The organism is Microbacterium sp. UCD-TDU, assembly GCF_000340625.1.
Taxonomy (GTDB): Bacteria; Actinomycetota; Actinomycetes; order Actinomycetales; family Microbacteriaceae; genus Microbacterium; species Microbacterium maritypicum.
This window is the reverse complement of the sequence record NZ_KB454448.1, coordinates 99310-113242: the sequence shown is the minus strand read 5'-3', so window position 1 is coordinate 113242 and position 13933 is coordinate 99310. Positions and strand designations below refer to the sequence as shown.

The window sequence follows — 13933 nt, the reverse complement described above, 5'->3', positions numbered from 1 at the left end:
AAGTCTACTTGACACGAGAACGAACGTTCTCTACATTGGACACATCGAGCGAGAACGATCGTTCTCACCGGGACCGAAAGGATCAGGATCATGGGTTACATCACCGTCGGCAACGAGAACAGCACCCCGATCGAGCTCTACTACGAAGACCAGGGATCGGGTCAGCCCGTCGTCCTGATCCACGGCTATCCGCTCGACGGCCACAGCTGGGAGCGCCAGACCCGCGAGCTGCTCGCACAGGGCTATCGCGTCATCACCTACGACCGCCGTGGGTTCGGCGGATCGTCCAAGGTGAACACCGGCTACGACTACGACACCTTCGCCGCCGACCTCCACACGGTGCTGGAGACGCTCGACCTGCGCGACGTCGTTCTCGTCGGCTTCTCGATGGGAACGGGAGAGCTCGCCCGCTACGTCGCCCGCTACGGCCACGAGCGCGTGACGAAGCTCGCCTTCCTCGCCTCGCTCGAGCCGTTCCTCGTGCAGCGCGACGACAACCCCGAGGGTGTTCCGCAGGAGGTCTTCGACGGCATCGAGGCTGCCGCCAAGGGCGACCGCTTCGCGTGGTTCACCGACTTCTACAAGAACTTCTACAACCTCGACGAGAACCTCGGATCGCGCATCAGCGAGCAGGCCGTCACCGGCAGCTGGAACGTGGCCATCGGCAGCGCCCCCGTGGCCGCCTACGCGGTCGTGCCGGCATGGATCGAGGACTTCCGCGGCGACGTGGAAGCCGTCCGCGCCGCCGGCAAGCCCACGCTGATCCTGCACGGCACGAAGGACAACATCCTCCCGATCGACGCGACGGCTCGCCGCTTCCACCAGGCGGTGCCGGATGCCGACTACGTCGAGGTCGAGGGAGCCCCGCACGGTCTGCTGTGGACCCACGCCGACGAGGTCAACGCCGCGCTGAAGACCTTCCTCGCGAAGTAGGCCCTCCGCGCCGCATCCGCCCGCCCCGGTTTCCACCCGGTTTCCGCCCTCCGGTCGCAGTTGCTGTCGCTTCGTTCGCGAACAGGCGGCAGCAACTGCGACCGGAGCGTACGGCAGTCAGCCGCGCATGGCGACACCGCGACGCCAGTAGCCCATGAAGGCCACCTGACCTCGATCGATGCCCAGGTCCTTGACCAGGTGGCGACGGAGCGTGGTGACCACGCCGCTCTCCCCCGCGATCCAGAAGTAGCGCTCGGTCGGGGCATCGGCCGCAGCGATCTCCTCGCCGAGCCCGGAATACGCCGGCGTCTCCCACAGCAGGTCCTCGCCGTCGATGTCCTTCACCCGGATCTCGTCTGCGGCGTCGGCGTCGCCCAGGTAGCCGAGCACGGCGGGGATCAGGCGCAGCCCGTGCGGCTCACCGGCATCACGCGGCAGCCAGTGCACCTCGACGCCGGTCGGCACGTCGATGCGCAGGATGTCGGCGGGCGACGGCACCTCGATGAAGGCGACGCCGCGCAGGCCACGAGGAGCGTCCTCCAGAATGCGGGCGATCGCCGGAGCGGCCGTCTCGTCCCCCGCGAGCACGACCGATGCGGCGGTGCCGGGGGTGAACTCGGCGCCACCGTGCGCGCCGACATCGACGCCGCGACGCGGTCCGACCAGGTACAGCTCCTGCCCGACCGCGGCGCGGCTCGCCCACAGCGACGCGGGTCCGGTCAGGCCCGGCTCGAGGTGCAGCACGAAATCGACGTCGACCTCGGTCCCGGTCTCGTCGTCGACGCGCAGCTCGCGCACCGAGTAGGTGCGCATCGATCCGCGCTCCTCCTCCGGCACCGCGAGGAAGGCCTGCCACCAGTTGTCCGATGCCCGGTCGAGGTCGGGGAGAACGCCGGTCGCGGGCGGGAAGACCAGCTTGATGCGACTGTCGAACACCTCACCCGGCGTGCCGAACTCGCTCAGCTCGTCGCCGCCGAACGTCACTCGCACGAACGAGGGCGAGACGCGCACGACGGCCCGCACCTCGGCGCGGGTGAGGATGTAGGTCGGACGGTCGGTCGTGGTCGTCTCAGCGGACATGGTGCCTCCCGATGGGTGTGACCATCGGCTTGCCGGAGACCGGATCGATGGTGATCTGATTGGCGAGGCCGAAGACCTCTTCGACGAGTTCGGCGGTGACGATGTCCTTCGGTGCCCCCGCCGCGTGCACCCGACCGTCCTTCATGGCCACCAGCTCGTCCGCATAGCGGGCGGCGAGGTTGAGGTCGTGGAGGACCATCACGATGGTCGTGCCGCGCGAGACGCTCAGATCGGTGAGCAGATCGAGCACCTCGACCTGGTGGGCGACGTCGAGGAACGTCGTCGGCTCGTCGAGCAGCAGGATGTCGGTCTCCTGCGCGAGCGCCATCGCGATCCACACGCGCTGGCGCTGACCGCCCGAGAGCTCATCGACGCTGCGGTCGGCGAGGTCGGAGATGCCGGTCGCGTCGAGAGCATCGGCCACCACCTCGTAGTCGTGCGTGCTCCACCGTGCGAGCATCTTCTGATGCGGGTGCCTTCCGCGGCCGACCAGGTCGGCGACGGCGATGCCCTCCGGCGCGACGGGCGACTGCGGCAGCAGACCGAGGATGCGCGCGACCTCCTTGGTGGGGCGGGTGTGCACCGAGATGCCGTCGAGCACGATCTGGCCTTCGCTCGGAGACAGCAGCCGGGCGAGCGCGCGCAGCAGCGTCGACTTGCCGCATCCGTTCGCGCCCACGATGGTGGTGATGCGACCGGGCGCGATCTGCAGGTCGAGGCCGTCGATGATGGTGCGCTCGCCGTAGGCGAGCGTCACCCCCTCGGCCGACAGGCTGTGCGAGACGGTCATAGCGAACCCCCGGAGCGGTTGGTGCGGATGAGCAGGTAGATCAGATAGGGCGCGCCGACCACGCCGGTGATGACGCCGACGGGGTAGCGCGTGCCGAACGCGAACTGTCCGATCAGGTCGCCGCCGAGTACGAGCGCGGCGCCGACGAAGGCCGACGGCAGGAGCAGATTCGCCCCAGGACCCGTGATGCGCGCCGCGATGGGCCCGGCCATGAACGCGACGAAGGCGATGGGACCGGTGGCCGCGGTCGCGAAAGCGAGGAGCGCGACCGCACCGAGGATGAGCAGCAGGCGCGTGGCGTTGACCCGGATGCCGAGGCCCGCCGCCGAGTCGTCTCCGAGCTGGAGGGCTCCGAGCGCACGCCCCTGCGACAGCATCAGCGGCACGATGACCACCGCGGCGATCGCCATCGGGAGCACGCGCTCCCACGATGCGTTGTTGAGGCTTCCGGTCAACCACTGCATCGCGGTCTGGATGTCCCAGTTCGCCGCCCTCGACAGCATGTACGAGATCATGCTCTGCAGCATCGCCGCGACCCCGATCCCGATCAGGATGAGTCGGGTGCCGGCGAAGCCGCCCTTGATCGAGAGCAGATAGATCACCAGGGCCGTGGCGACGGCGCCACCCAGGGCGAGCAGCGACACGACAGGACCGTTGACCGAGAGCACGATGATGCCGAACACGGCCGCGGCACCGGCACCGTTCGAGATGCCGATGATGTCGGGAGACGCGAGCGGATTACGAAGCATCGTCTGGAAGCAGACACCCGCCATGCCGAAGGCGATCCCGGTGAGGACGGCGAGCACCGCTCGCGGCAGCCGCAGGTCGCCGACGGTGAACGAAGCACCGGGCACGGTCTCACCGAGGATCACGCGGATCACCTCGTCCGGCGTGTAGAACGTGTTTCCCACCATGAGAGCGACCGCGAAGAGGGTGAGCACCAGGACGCCGAGGACGATCGTGGCGACCGCGTGCCGACGGTGACGCGAGCGACGGCCCGCGACGATCCGGGCGATCCTGGCAGATGCCGGCTCGTCGACCCGGTCGAGGGTGTGCACGGCGTGTTCGGTCGGCCTCACAGCTCACGCACCTTCTGCCGACGGACGATCCAGATGAAGAACGGCGCTCCGATGATGGCGGTGATGATGCCGACCTGGATCTCCTCCGACGACGGGGCGATCACGCGACCCACGATGTCACTCGCGGTCAGCAGCGCGGCACCGGCGATGGCCGAGAACGGGAGCAGCCAACGGTGATCGGTGCCCACGAGCATGCGGCACACGTGCGGGATGATCAGTCCGACGAAGCCGATGGGCCCCGCGATCGCGGTCGCGGCTCCCGCGAGGATCACCGCACCCAGCGCCGAGATCAGGCGCGTGCGGAAGACGTTCTCGCCGAGCCCCTTGGCCATCTCGTCGCCGAGCGCGAGGGAGTTCATTCCCCGGGAGCAGAGGAAGCAGATGAGGGCGCCGACGGCGAGGACGGGCGCCGTGAGGGCGATGCGCGGCCACTCCGCCCCGCCGACGCCGCCGATCTGCCAGGACTGGAACGTCTGCAGCAGATCGACGCGAGGGAGCATGACGGCGCTGATGAGCGAGGCGAAGGCGGCCGAGGTGGCGGCACCCGCGAGTGCGAGCTTGAGGGGCGTCGCTCCCCCGCGGCCGAGCGATCCGACCGTGTAGACGAAGACAGCGGCGATCCCGGCTCCCGCGATCGCGAAGGCCATCTGTCCGTAGGGATCGGCGAGACCGAAGAAGGCGATGCCGCACACCACGGCCAGCGAGGCGCCGTTCGAGACCCCGAGGATGCCGGGGTCGGCGATGGGGTTCCGCGTCACCGCCTGCATGGTCGCTCCGGAGAGGGCGAGTGCCGCGCCGACGAGGAGCGCGAGGACCGTGCGGGGGATGCGCTTGACGATCGCGGCCTCGGCGATCGTGTCGGTGCGGCCGGTGAGGGCCGCCGCGATGTCGTCGAACGAGACCGCCCGCACGCCGAACGAGATGGACAGGATGCTGAGGACGACGAGCACCACGATCCCGACGAGGAGCCAGATGGTTCTCACCAGCGCCGGGCGCCGCAGGTCTGCGGCGCCCGGTGCCGGTGCGATGGCGGTTGCTGAAGTCACTGAGCATTCACTCCGCTGAGGCGGATCGAACGATTACGGCGCGAGCGGTGCAGCCAGGAGCGCGAGGTAGTCGCTGAGGCCCCACGGGATGGACAGCGGCGACGGGTTCGCCGATGCCGCGATGGGGGTGGCATTGGGCAGGATCGCGATACGCCCCTCGGCGATGGCGGGGATCTTCGACAGCAGCGGGTCGGCCTGCAGGGTCGCGATCGTCGAGTCATCGCCGTAGGTCGCGATCACGTCGACATCAGCGAACTGCTCCGCCTGCTCGGAGCTCACCTCGAGGTTGAACAGCTCGGTGTCCTTGTTCTGCTCGACGACCGAGGGGAACGGAAGGCCGAGACCGTGGAGGTAACCGGGACGGGTGTCGACGGCGGTGTAGTAGCCGATCTTGCTGAGGTCGCTCGGATCGAAGTAGGCGAAGAGGACCTTCTTGTCCTTCAGCACGCTGTTGGCCTCCAGCGCCTTCTGCGCGTCGGCGTCCAGCTGCTCGATCAGAGCCTTGCCCTCCTTCTCGAGGCCGAGGGCCTTGGAGTCCATCTCGATCATCTCGTCGACCGAGGTGCCCCAGGCGACCGTCGGGTACGCGATGACCGGAGCGATCTTGGAGAGGGTGTCGTACTCCTCCTGCGTGAGGCCGGAGTAGGCGGCGAGGATCACGTCGGGCTCGGTGTCGGCGACGGCTTCGTAGTCGATGCCGTCGGTCTCATCGAACAGCACCGGCGTCTCGGCGCCCAGTTCATCGAGCTTCTCCTCGACCCAGGGCAGCACGCCGTTGTCGTCGTCGTCGCCCCACGTGGCCTTGCTCATACCCACCGGAACGATGCCCAGAGCCAGCGGCACCTCGTGATTCGCCCACGCGACGGTAGCGACGCGCTCGGGCTTCTCGGTGATCGTGGTCTCGCCGTAGACGTGCTCGATGGTCACGGGGAAGGCATCGTCGGATGCGGGGTTGCCGCCGGCGGTCGAGGTCGACTCCGGTGCGGAGGACGCACAGGCGGAGAGGCCGATGGCGAGCGCGGCGGCCGCGCCGATGGCGAGGATTCGAGAGGTGCGCACAGGCGTTCCCTTCGGGTTCGGGGTGAGGGGGCGGCGCAGATCACGCGCCCAGCCTTTGGTAAGCCTGGCCTAATCTAACACGGAGGTTAGGGGAACCTCACCCCGGATCTTCCCGAGGTTCCGACGACGGAGGAACGAAAAAACCGGCCGGATCCGTGAGGATCCGACCGGTTTCAGGAAGTCAGCGCGCGCTCAGAGAGCGCGGATGTTCGCCGCCTGCATGCCCTTGGGGCCACGCTCAGCGTCGAATTCGACCTTCTGGTTCTCGCGGAGCTCCTTGAAACCGGAGCCGGCGATAGCCGAGTAGTGGGCGAAGAGGTCGTCCGAGCCGTCATCGGGAGCGATGAAGCCGAAGCCCTTTTCCGCGTTGAACCATTTCACAGTGCCAGTGGCCATGTGTTTCTACTTTCTGTTGATCTAGCCGCTGTTTTACACGGCTTGTGCATCGCACCGGAAGAACCGGAGGATACGAGTGAGCCTCCCTCCGAACGGAAGGGGCGAAGTTCTCAGGGGATCCGTGCCGAACCAATCGGCGCAGAATTCGGATCCAGATGTCGGGCCACACACGTCGCAGCAAGCGTTCGCGGGCCGGTGATGAATGACGCCTCCGGGAAGAGGCACGTTGCCTACCGTACCACGCCATCCCTGCGAGCGCGCCCCCGACTTTCCGATGGCCCGCCCGAAGGATGCCGGGCGCGCCTCAGCGACGTGCGCGCCGAGGGGCGAGACCCCTCAGGCGCGACGATCGCGAGCACGCGGACGAGCGTCGCCATCCACAGCAGTCCGAGTCCCACGACGATCGCCTCGACCGCTGTGGCCGGGTACAGGCCGAACGGAATCCACAGCACGAGCGCGACCACGAGGAGCAGCCCGACACCGATCGAGGTGACCAGGAGCGCACGAGGGGGGCCGGGAATCGAGGTCACGGTGGTCGCGGCCGCCACGGCGAACAGCACGAGCGTCGTGAAGGCGGCGATGTCATGCGGGATCGGCACCCGGTTCAGCGGCAGCAGCCCGACCGCGGCGAGCGCGACGCCGGTCGCCGCCCACAGCGCGACGACGACGGCGATGCGGAAGAGGACCCCGTCGCCGCGCAGACGGTGCAGGTCGCGCCCGATGTACGAACCGACGGTCGCGACGAGCAGACCTGCCACGACGAGGGTGCCGTTAAACGCCCACGACCCGGACCCCAGCTGCGAGAAGTTCTGCTCCCACCACCGCGGGTCGGCCGCGGTCACCATGGCGAAGAGCGTGCCGATCACGAGGAAGCCGAACAGGAGCGCGGCGAGGTCGGCTGTGCGCAGGCCGACACCGGCTCCGAACGCGAAGCGCCCGCCGACCGCCGACACCGCTCCGGTCAGGAGCCCTCCCCCGAGCGCCGCGAGCTGCAGCCCTTGGAGACCGGCAGCAAGCACCTCGGCGGCGAGCAGCACTCCCATCATCGTCACGGCGCCGAACGCCACGGTGAGGGCACCCGTCGAGAGGTCGGAGATCACCGCCTGCCAGCGCGGCATCGACCTCGTCTCCCCTCGGCGGTGCATCAGCGTGCTCGCGAGGAAGGCGGCGGAGGCGATCACGCCCGCGATGACGGCGGCCGGCATCGCGAGTGCGCCCTCGCCCGTGAGCGGGCGCGGATCACCGGCCAGGATGAGCGCGGCGACCGCCGTGCCGACCAGGAAGCAGATGACGGTCGCCCAGACCGCCCGCGTCTCGCCGCGCAGCTTCGCGTCCTGCTCCATGTGCCCCATGCAAGCACGCCGCCATGACGGGCGGAAGCCCCGCTCACCGCATCCGGCGGTTCGCCGCTTCCCGAGGAGCGGAGGAGTTCGTCAGGCGTGCTGCAGAGCCTTGGGGGTGAAGTAGGTGACTTCCCCCGTCTCCTCCTCGATACCGAAGATGAACTGCCCCGAAGGCGTGGCACAGACGTCGATGATCTTTCCCCGTGAACGAGGAGTGACCACGTCGTCACCCGGCTTGAACGTGCTCTTCGTCATGCCGCGATCGTACAACCCGCGCCGGTGCAGCTCGTCTCAGGCCGCCAGGCGACCGACCGCTCTGGCACGAATGAGCACGGCCGAGCCGTCGGAGTACGCCACCGGCAGCTCCTCCACCGCGACCACCTCGATCGTCGCCGGGTCCGCGCCCGCGAGCCGCGCGCGCTCGGTCGCCTCGGCGGCGGCATCCGCACGGGAGGCCCGTTGGTCGGACGGGTCGACCCGGTAGATCTTCTCGACCTGCCCGGCGACCTCGCCGAGGGCTGCGCCCACGGCGTTCGCCGCTCCGAAGTGGTCGGGGCGGATCAGCTCGGCGACCCCGTCGAGCTCGGTCGGAGCGATGATGCCGCCACCCCCGACCAGGATGACCGGGACCGGTGCGGCGTTCGGCTTCATCCGGTCGATCGAGTCCTCGAGGATCTCGCGCATCGCACTCCAGGCCGCGGCGCCGACCGTCTCAGGAACCGCGGGAGCCTCGAGACCGTCGATCCCGGCCCCGCCGATCGCGAGGGCGATGTCGGTGGCCGTGAGGGTGCTTCCTCCGAAGGCCAGGCCCTCCTGAGGAAGCCGATAGCCGACGCTGTCGGGGCCGACCGTCGTACCGTCAGCGGTCTCGCGGATGATCGTGCCACCGCCGAGTCCGACCGACAGCACGTCGGGCATGCGGAAGTTGGTGCGGATGCCGCCGATCTCGACCGCGTGGGCCGACTGGCGCGGGAACCCGTCGACGAGCACGCCGATGTCTGTCGTGGTGCCGCCGATGTCGACCACCAGGGCATCCGTCGCTCCGGAGAGGTGCGCGGCGCCGCGGATGGAGTTCGTGGGTCCGCATCCGATCGTCAGCACCGGGAACTCGAGCGCGTACTCGAGCTGCATGAGAGTGCCGTCGTTCTGGCCGAAGTAGGGCGTGGCGGGGATGCCGCGCTCGCGCAGGGCGGCGACGAAGCCTGTGGCCATCTGCCGGAGCGTCTGCATCAGCGCCGCGTTCAGCACCGTCGCGTTCTCGCGCTCAAGCAGTCCGAGCGAGCCGATGCGCGCCGACCGCGACACGGGAACACCCAGCTCTTCCGTGACGATGGCGGCGACCCGCTCCTCCTGGCTCTCGTCGATCGGGGCGAACACCCCCACGACGGCAACCGCGTCGACCTCGCCGCGCATCCGTGCACAGGCCTCGCGCACGGCATCCTCATCGATCGGGGAGAGCACCCGGCCGTCGACCTCGAAGCCGCCGGCCAGCAGGTGCGCGTGCTCACCGATCGCCGCACGCAGATCGTTCGGCCACCCCTCCAGCGGAGGGACGGCGGTGGTGGCCGGTGCACCGAGTCGGAGGATGCCGACGCGGCCGAGCCCGCGGCGCTCCACGATCGCGTTGGTGCAGTGGGTGGTGCCGAGCATGGCGTGCCCGATCAGGGCGGCGTCGACGCCGGAGGCCGCGAGCACCGCGTCGATCGCCGCGGCCACGCCGTCGCCGGTGTCGGCCGTGGTCGGCCGCTTGACCGAGGCCACGACGTCGAGCCGCTCGTCGAGGATGACGGCGTCGGTGTTCGTGCCGCCGACGTCGATGCCGATGCGATAACTGCCGGCCATCACGCGGCCTCCTCATCCGTCGTGCGCGCACCGGAGCGCTGCGCGATGTCTTCGACCGGGACCCACTCCACGTCGTACCCGAAGTGGGCGGGTCCGGCGGTCTCCAGGCCGATGGGCGTACGCCACTTGTCGTGGCAGGGGATCGCGATCACCGCGACCCGCGCGCCGTACCGGAGGGACTCGGTCGTGATCGGCATGCCCGTCGCCAGGTCGAGCACGGCGATCAGATCGGGGGTCACGGCCGCGAGCACGCCGTCGCGGCGTCCGAGCAGCATCTCGTTCTGGAAATCGAGCCGGAACGCACTCCCCCGGTCGACGCCGACACCGACCAGCTCGGCCGCGCCACGCGTGAATCCACCATCCACGGCGCGCTGCAGATCGGCGACCTTGCCGTCGAACAGCCGCACGGCATCGAGGTCGACGCACAGGGCGTCGATGCGCTCATCGTCGCGGAGCTCGCGTCCGGCGGCGTCCCTCCCCCGCAGGATGCGTCCGATGCGCTGAGCGAGTCCGAGGGTGCCGGGGATCGCGCACTCGCGCACGACGTCGCCGCCGTACGCGTAGTCGATCATGGTCGCCCCTCCGCCCATCTCGACGGTGACCGCCCGCGCGATGCGCTCCGACCATCCGCCGTCGATCGGGCGGCTCACCACCTCATTGCCGTGATGGTCGACCAGCACGGTCGTGCCGGGTCCGTAGCCGGCCAGATGGAACGTGACCATCTGCGCCTCGGGGAACGCCCGACCCATCGCATCACCGTCGACCACCGGGAGGCCAGCGAGGGCTGCGGCCGCGATCGGGAGCATCGAGTTGCCGCCGCCGACCTCGATCGGCATCACCGCTGTCGCCTTGCGACCCACGGCGCGCTCGATCGCGTGCAGGGCCGCGAGCAGCTCGGACTCGGCCTGGATGCGCTCCACGCTCACGGAGGGAGCGCCGATCCCTCCGATCGGGATGACGAAGTCGTCATCGCTCAGGTCGTCGACGGCGATCAGCGGGACCGGCCCGTGCAGGCGGATGAGGCGCTTGGCGATCAGCGAACCGACGTGCGGGTCGCCGCCTCCTCCGGTGCCGAGCACGGCGGCACCGAGGGCGATCTCGTCGATGTCGGCCTCCGTGATCACGGGCGTCGTGACGACGGCGCTCATGCGGTCACCTCGTCCGTGACGGGGGCCGACGCCGGCGTCACGCGGCGACGCAGCGGCAGCAGCGCAAGATACGCGACAAAGCCCACGAGGAGTCCGTCGAGAGCCGAGATCGACGTAAGGGTGAACCAGCCGAAGCCGGGACCATCCGCCGGATTCGTCGTCGCGACGGCCACGAAGATCCCGATCACCCAGGCCGCGATGGACCAGCCGTCGACCAGCGGCACGGTGGCACCGTGCGCCCAGCGCGCCGTCTTTCGACCCGTGAAGAACGACGCCAGGTACACGCCGCCGTAGGGGGCGATGATCGTGCCGATGACGAGGATGAACTGCACGAAGTAGTCGGCAGCACCGATCACCCCGACGATGATGCCGATGGCGCCGAGCACGATCGTGACGGTGCGACGGCTCAGCCGCTCGCTGATCGACGCGAACGAGAGTCCGGCCGAGTAGAGGTTGGTCGTGTTCGTGGTCCACTGCGCGAGGATCAGCACGATCACGGCGACACCGCCGAGGCCGAGCGCGAAGAAGATCGCCATCAGCTCGGTGCCGTCCATGATGCGGGCGAGCAGGATCGCGACGACCAGGATGATCGAGTTGCCGAAGAAGAACCCCACGAAACCGGCGATCATGGCCTGCTTCGGGGTCTTCGCCCACCGCGCCATGTCGGGGGCGAGCACGACACCGAGGATGAAGATGCCCATCACGAGCGACACCGCTCCGCCGAAGGTGAAAGTCGCCTCGACCGGGGCCTGGAGGCCCGCCGCACCGTTCACCGTGAAGGCGACGATGACGCCGACGACCAGTAGCAGAAGCAGCAGCGGCACCGCGAGGGTGCTGAGACGGTTGATGGAGCGGTAGCCCCAGAACGCGGTGACCGCCATGAGCACGCCGCCGATCGCGGTGAACACCTGCACGGGCACGTCGATGCCGGTGAACTCTGCGAACGCGATCTGCGCGTTCGCGCCGAAGAATCCGGCTTGCACGGCGTACCAGCCGACCAGACTCACGGCGATCGCCAGGGCGAGGATCGCGCCGCCGATGCGGCCGAACACGGCGCGGGAGATCATGGCGGTGGAGAGCCCGGTGGCGGCGCCGACGTAGGCGCAGGCCATCGCGAGCAGTCCGAGCAGAAGGGATCCGAGCATCGTGGCCCCGATCGCCGGCCAGAAGGCCATGCCGGAAGCGAGAGAGACGCCGAGGAACGCCCCGGAGAGGTCGATGCCGATCGCGATCCACACGGTGGCGATCGACAGCCAGCTCTTGCGCTGGTCCTGCGGCACGACGCCGTGCTCATAGTCGGTGGTGGTCATCATCTTTTCCTTGAGAAGTGGCCCTGCGAGTCGTCGGCGGGGATTCGGGTTCCCGGAATGCGGACGACCCGCAGGGCGGGTCGGGGGCGGCCTGTCTGTGCGGCCGGGTCGTGCGATGCCGGGTCGGAGTTCGTGGCTCCGTGCCGGCGAGGGGTGATGGTGTCCGCCGCATCGGTGCGGCAGGATTCATCGGGACAGGATCGTGGAGAGGTGTCGCCAGGCCTGATCGAAGCGCTCGCGGTAGATCTCGGGCGTGTAGTGGGTGAGCTGGAGGAAGAGGCCGTCCATGACCACGAACACCAGCGCCGTGAAGCCCTCGGCGTCACCGGCGGCGAAGGTGCCTGCCGCGACACCGTCTTCATAGGTCTGGCGCACGGCGGCCGCGAGGGTCGACTCCGAGTCGAGGAAGATCTGCCGCAGCTGCTCGCCGCCGGGACCGTACTCGGTGACCGCGGCTCTGAGGCTGAACTCCGCGAGGTCGGGTCGATCACGGTAGTACGCCTCGATGCCCCCGAGGATGTGGTGCAGGCGTGCGAGCGGCTCCAACTCGGAGCTGCGCTGGAGGAGCTCGTCGAAGAACGCGGTGTGATCGACCGAGACCCCGGCGTAGACCTCGGCGTACAGCGCCTCCTTGCTGGGGAAGTGTGCGTAGAGGGAGGGCGTCTTGATCCCGACGGCCTCGGCGATCTCGCGCAGGCTCGTCTCGGCGTACCCCTGGCGCGCGAAGATCGTGCGGGCCTCCGCGAGGATCGTTGCTCTGGTCATCATCTACCTAACGACTATTAGTTAGGCAGAGCGTAACCCCGCATCTCCCTGCGACGCAAGACCCACGGGCACAGGACGTCACGACTACCGTGGAGGGCATGCGCATCCCCGCCGCGATCCGCGCCTCCCAGCGCTCCCCGCTGCTGCAGGTCGTGAAGTCGGCCGCGGCGACGATCGCCGCGTGGCTGATCGCCGGTTGGGTGTTCCCCGCGCAGCTGCCGGTCTTCGCCGCGATCGCCGCGCTGCTGGTGGTGCAGCCCAGCGTGAACCAGTCGCTGTCGAAGGCGCTCGAGCGCAGCATCGGAGTGATCGCCGGTGTCGTGATCGCCGTCGGACTGGGGCTGCTGTTCGGCTCGCCGAGCTGGATCGTGCTGCTCGCGATCGTCGTCGCGATGCTGGTGGCGTGGATCTTCCGCGCCTCTCCCGGCACGGGCAACCAGGTGGCGATCTCGGCGATGCTGGTGCTGGCGCTGGGGTCGTCGAGTCCCGAGTACGCGTTCGCACGCATCGTGGAGACCCTGATCGGGGTCGCGATCGGCATCGTGGTGAACGCCCTGATCGTGCCTCCGGTTCTGGTGGCACCGGCTCGCCGTGATGTGGGACTGCTCGGCCGCGAGCTCGCCGCCAGCCTCGACCGCCTGGCCGACGCGCTGCCCGAACCGCAGACGCCCGCGAGGCTGCAGGAGCTGATGCTGGAGGTGCGGCTGCTGCGGCCGATGAAGGAGGCCGCAGAGGCATCGATCGCCGCCGGGGAGGAGTCGCTCACCCTGAACCCGCGCCGCTCGAGCCACCGGGCCGATCTGCGGGAGATGCGTGCGCTGCTCGACCGGCTCTCGCCCATCGTGACCCAGACGATCGGCATGACCCGCGCCTACTTCGACCACTACGACGATGAGATCGGCGAGGAACCCGCCGTCGCCGCGATCGCCGAGCAGCTGCGGCGAGCCGGGCACGATGTGCGCCTGGCCGTGCAGATCGCCGATGCCTCGCCGGAGCCCGACACCATGACCTCGGCGATCCCCGCGCTCACCGCTCCCCTCGTGATCCGGCCGCCCTCGTCGCAGCACTGGATCCTGATCGGCTCGCTCATGGAAGATCTGCGCCGGATCAGGGGAGAGCTGCTCGACGAGGACTGACCCCGC

The 13933-nt window shown here is 69.1% G+C and carries 14 protein-coding genes; 2 read left to right on the top strand and 12 right to left on the bottom strand.

Going from position 1 to position 13933, the window contains the following annotated elements:
* Positions 1-90: 90 nt before the first annotated feature.
* On the top strand, positions 91-933 hold the full coding sequence (locus D514_RS35900) for an alpha/beta fold hydrolase (RefSeq protein ID WP_017831243.1): 843 nt from the start codon (positions 91-93) through the stop codon (positions 931-933).
* Between the two features lie 117 nt (positions 934-1050).
* On the opposite strand, the gene D514_RS35895 is transcribed toward D514_RS35900, so the two are convergent.
* From D514_RS35895 to D514_RS39045, 12 genes are all read right to left on the bottom strand, one after another.
* A complete protein-coding gene (locus D514_RS35895; protein ID WP_017831242.1) occupies positions 1051-2013 on the bottom strand; it encodes a siderophore-interacting protein in 963 nt (320 codons plus the stop codon).
* Positions 2003-2803, bottom strand: coding sequence for an ABC transporter ATP-binding protein (locus D514_RS35890; RefSeq protein ID WP_017831241.1), 801 nt, complete (start codon positions 2801-2803; stop codon positions 2003-2005). Before D514_RS35890 ends, D514_RS35895 begins: the two co-directional genes overlap by 11 nt.
* Positions 2800-3861 carry an iron chelate uptake ABC transporter family permease subunit gene (locus tag D514_RS35885; RefSeq protein WP_031206396.1) on the bottom strand — a complete coding sequence of 354 codons (1062 nt, stop codon included), beginning with the start codon at positions 3859-3861 and terminating at the stop codon, positions 2800-2802. The genes D514_RS35890 and D514_RS35885 overlap by 4 nt, the downstream gene beginning before the upstream one ends.
* 17 nt (positions 3862-3878) lie before the next feature.
* Positions 3879-4928 carry an iron ABC transporter permease gene (locus tag D514_RS35880; protein WP_017831239.1) on the bottom strand — a complete coding sequence of 350 codons (1050 nt, stop codon included), beginning with the start codon at positions 4926-4928 and terminating at the stop codon, positions 3879-3881.
* Between the two features lie 33 nt (positions 4929-4961).
* Positions 4962-5987, bottom strand: a complete 1026-nt coding sequence (locus tag D514_RS35875) for an iron-siderophore ABC transporter substrate-binding protein (protein ID WP_017831238.1) — start codon at positions 5985-5987, stop codon at positions 4962-4964.
* A 192-nt stretch (positions 5988-6179) separates the two neighbouring features.
* A complete protein-coding gene (locus tag D514_RS35870) occupies positions 6180-6383 on the bottom strand; it encodes a cold-shock protein (RefSeq protein WP_017831237.1) in 204 nt (67 codons plus the stop codon).
* 230 nt (positions 6384-6613) lie between these two features.
* Entirely contained in the window at positions 6614-7726 is a 1113-nt protein-coding gene (locus D514_RS35865; protein WP_236610996.1) for a DUF998 domain-containing protein, read from the bottom strand.
* A 90-nt stretch (positions 7727-7816) separates the two neighbouring features.
* Positions 7817-7981, bottom strand: coding sequence for a hypothetical protein (locus tag D514_RS39050; protein WP_017831235.1), 165 nt, complete (start codon positions 7979-7981; stop codon positions 7817-7819).
* Positions 7982-8017: 36 nt separating this feature from the next.
* Positions 8018-9568, bottom strand: coding sequence for a hydantoinase/oxoprolinase N-terminal domain-containing protein (locus tag D514_RS35860; RefSeq protein ID WP_017831234.1), 1551 nt, complete (start codon positions 9566-9568; stop codon positions 8018-8020).
* On the bottom strand, positions 9568-10716 hold the full coding sequence (locus D514_RS35855) for a DUF917 domain-containing protein (protein ID WP_017831233.1): 1149 nt from the start codon (positions 10714-10716) through the stop codon (positions 9568-9570). The genes D514_RS35860 and D514_RS35855 overlap by 1 nt, the downstream gene beginning before the upstream one ends.
* Entirely contained in the window at positions 10713-12026 is a 1314-nt protein-coding gene (locus tag D514_RS35850) for a cytosine permease (protein WP_186004865.1), read from the bottom strand. Before D514_RS35850 ends, D514_RS35855 begins: the two co-directional genes overlap by 4 nt.
* A 186-nt stretch (positions 12027-12212) precedes the next feature.
* On the bottom strand, positions 12213-12791 hold the full coding sequence (locus tag D514_RS39045) for a TetR/AcrR family transcriptional regulator (RefSeq protein WP_017831231.1): 579 nt from the start codon (positions 12789-12791) through the stop codon (positions 12213-12215).
* Between the two features lie 98 nt (positions 12792-12889).
* Between D514_RS39045 and D514_RS35840 the strand changes: the two genes are divergently transcribed.
* Complete coding sequence (locus D514_RS35840; protein ID WP_017831230.1) at positions 12890-13927, top strand: aromatic acid exporter family protein; 1038 nt, start codon at positions 12890-12892, stop codon at positions 13925-13927.
* Positions 13928-13933: the final 6 nt, after the last annotated feature.

Bases quoted from the DNA above. Each gene is read 5' to 3' on its own strand.
- D514_RS35900 (WP_017831243.1), top strand. From the start codon at position 91: ATGGGTTACATCACCGTCGGCAACGAGAACAGCACCCCGATCGAGCTC.
- D514_RS35895 (WP_017831242.1), bottom strand. From the start codon at position 2,013: ATGTCCGCTGAGACGACCACGACCGACCGTCCGACCTACATCCTCACC.
- D514_RS35890 (WP_017831241.1), bottom strand. From the start codon at position 2,803: ATGACCGTCTCGCACAGCCTGTCGGCCGAGGGGGTGACGCTCGCCTAC.
- D514_RS35870 (WP_017831237.1), bottom strand. From the start codon at position 6,383: ATGGCCACTGGCACTGTGAAATGGTTCAACGCGGAAAAGGGCTTCGGC.
- D514_RS35865 (WP_236610996.1), bottom strand. From the start codon at position 7,726: ATGGAGCAGGACGCGAAGCTGCGCGGCGAGACGCGGGCGGTCTGGGCG.
- D514_RS39050 (WP_017831235.1), bottom strand. From the start codon at position 7,981: ATGACGAAGAGCACGTTCAAGCCGGGTGACGACGTGGTCACTCCTCGT.
- D514_RS35860 (WP_017831234.1), bottom strand. From the start codon at position 9,568: ATGGCCGGCAGTTATCGCATCGGCATCGACGTCGGCGGCACGAACACC.
- D514_RS35855 (WP_017831233.1), bottom strand. From the start codon at position 10,716: ATGAGCGCCGTCGTCACGACGCCCGTGATCACGGAGGCCGACATCGAC.
- D514_RS35850 (WP_186004865.1), bottom strand. From the start codon at position 12,026: ATGACCACCACCGACTATGAGCACGGCGTCGTGCCGCAGGACCAGCGC.
- D514_RS39045 (WP_017831231.1), bottom strand. From the start codon at position 12,791: ATGACCAGAGCAACGATCCTCGCGGAGGCCCGCACGATCTTCGCGCGC.
- D514_RS35840 (WP_017831230.1), top strand. From the start codon at position 12,890: ATGCGCATCCCCGCCGCGATCCGCGCCTCCCAGCGCTCCCCGCTGCTG.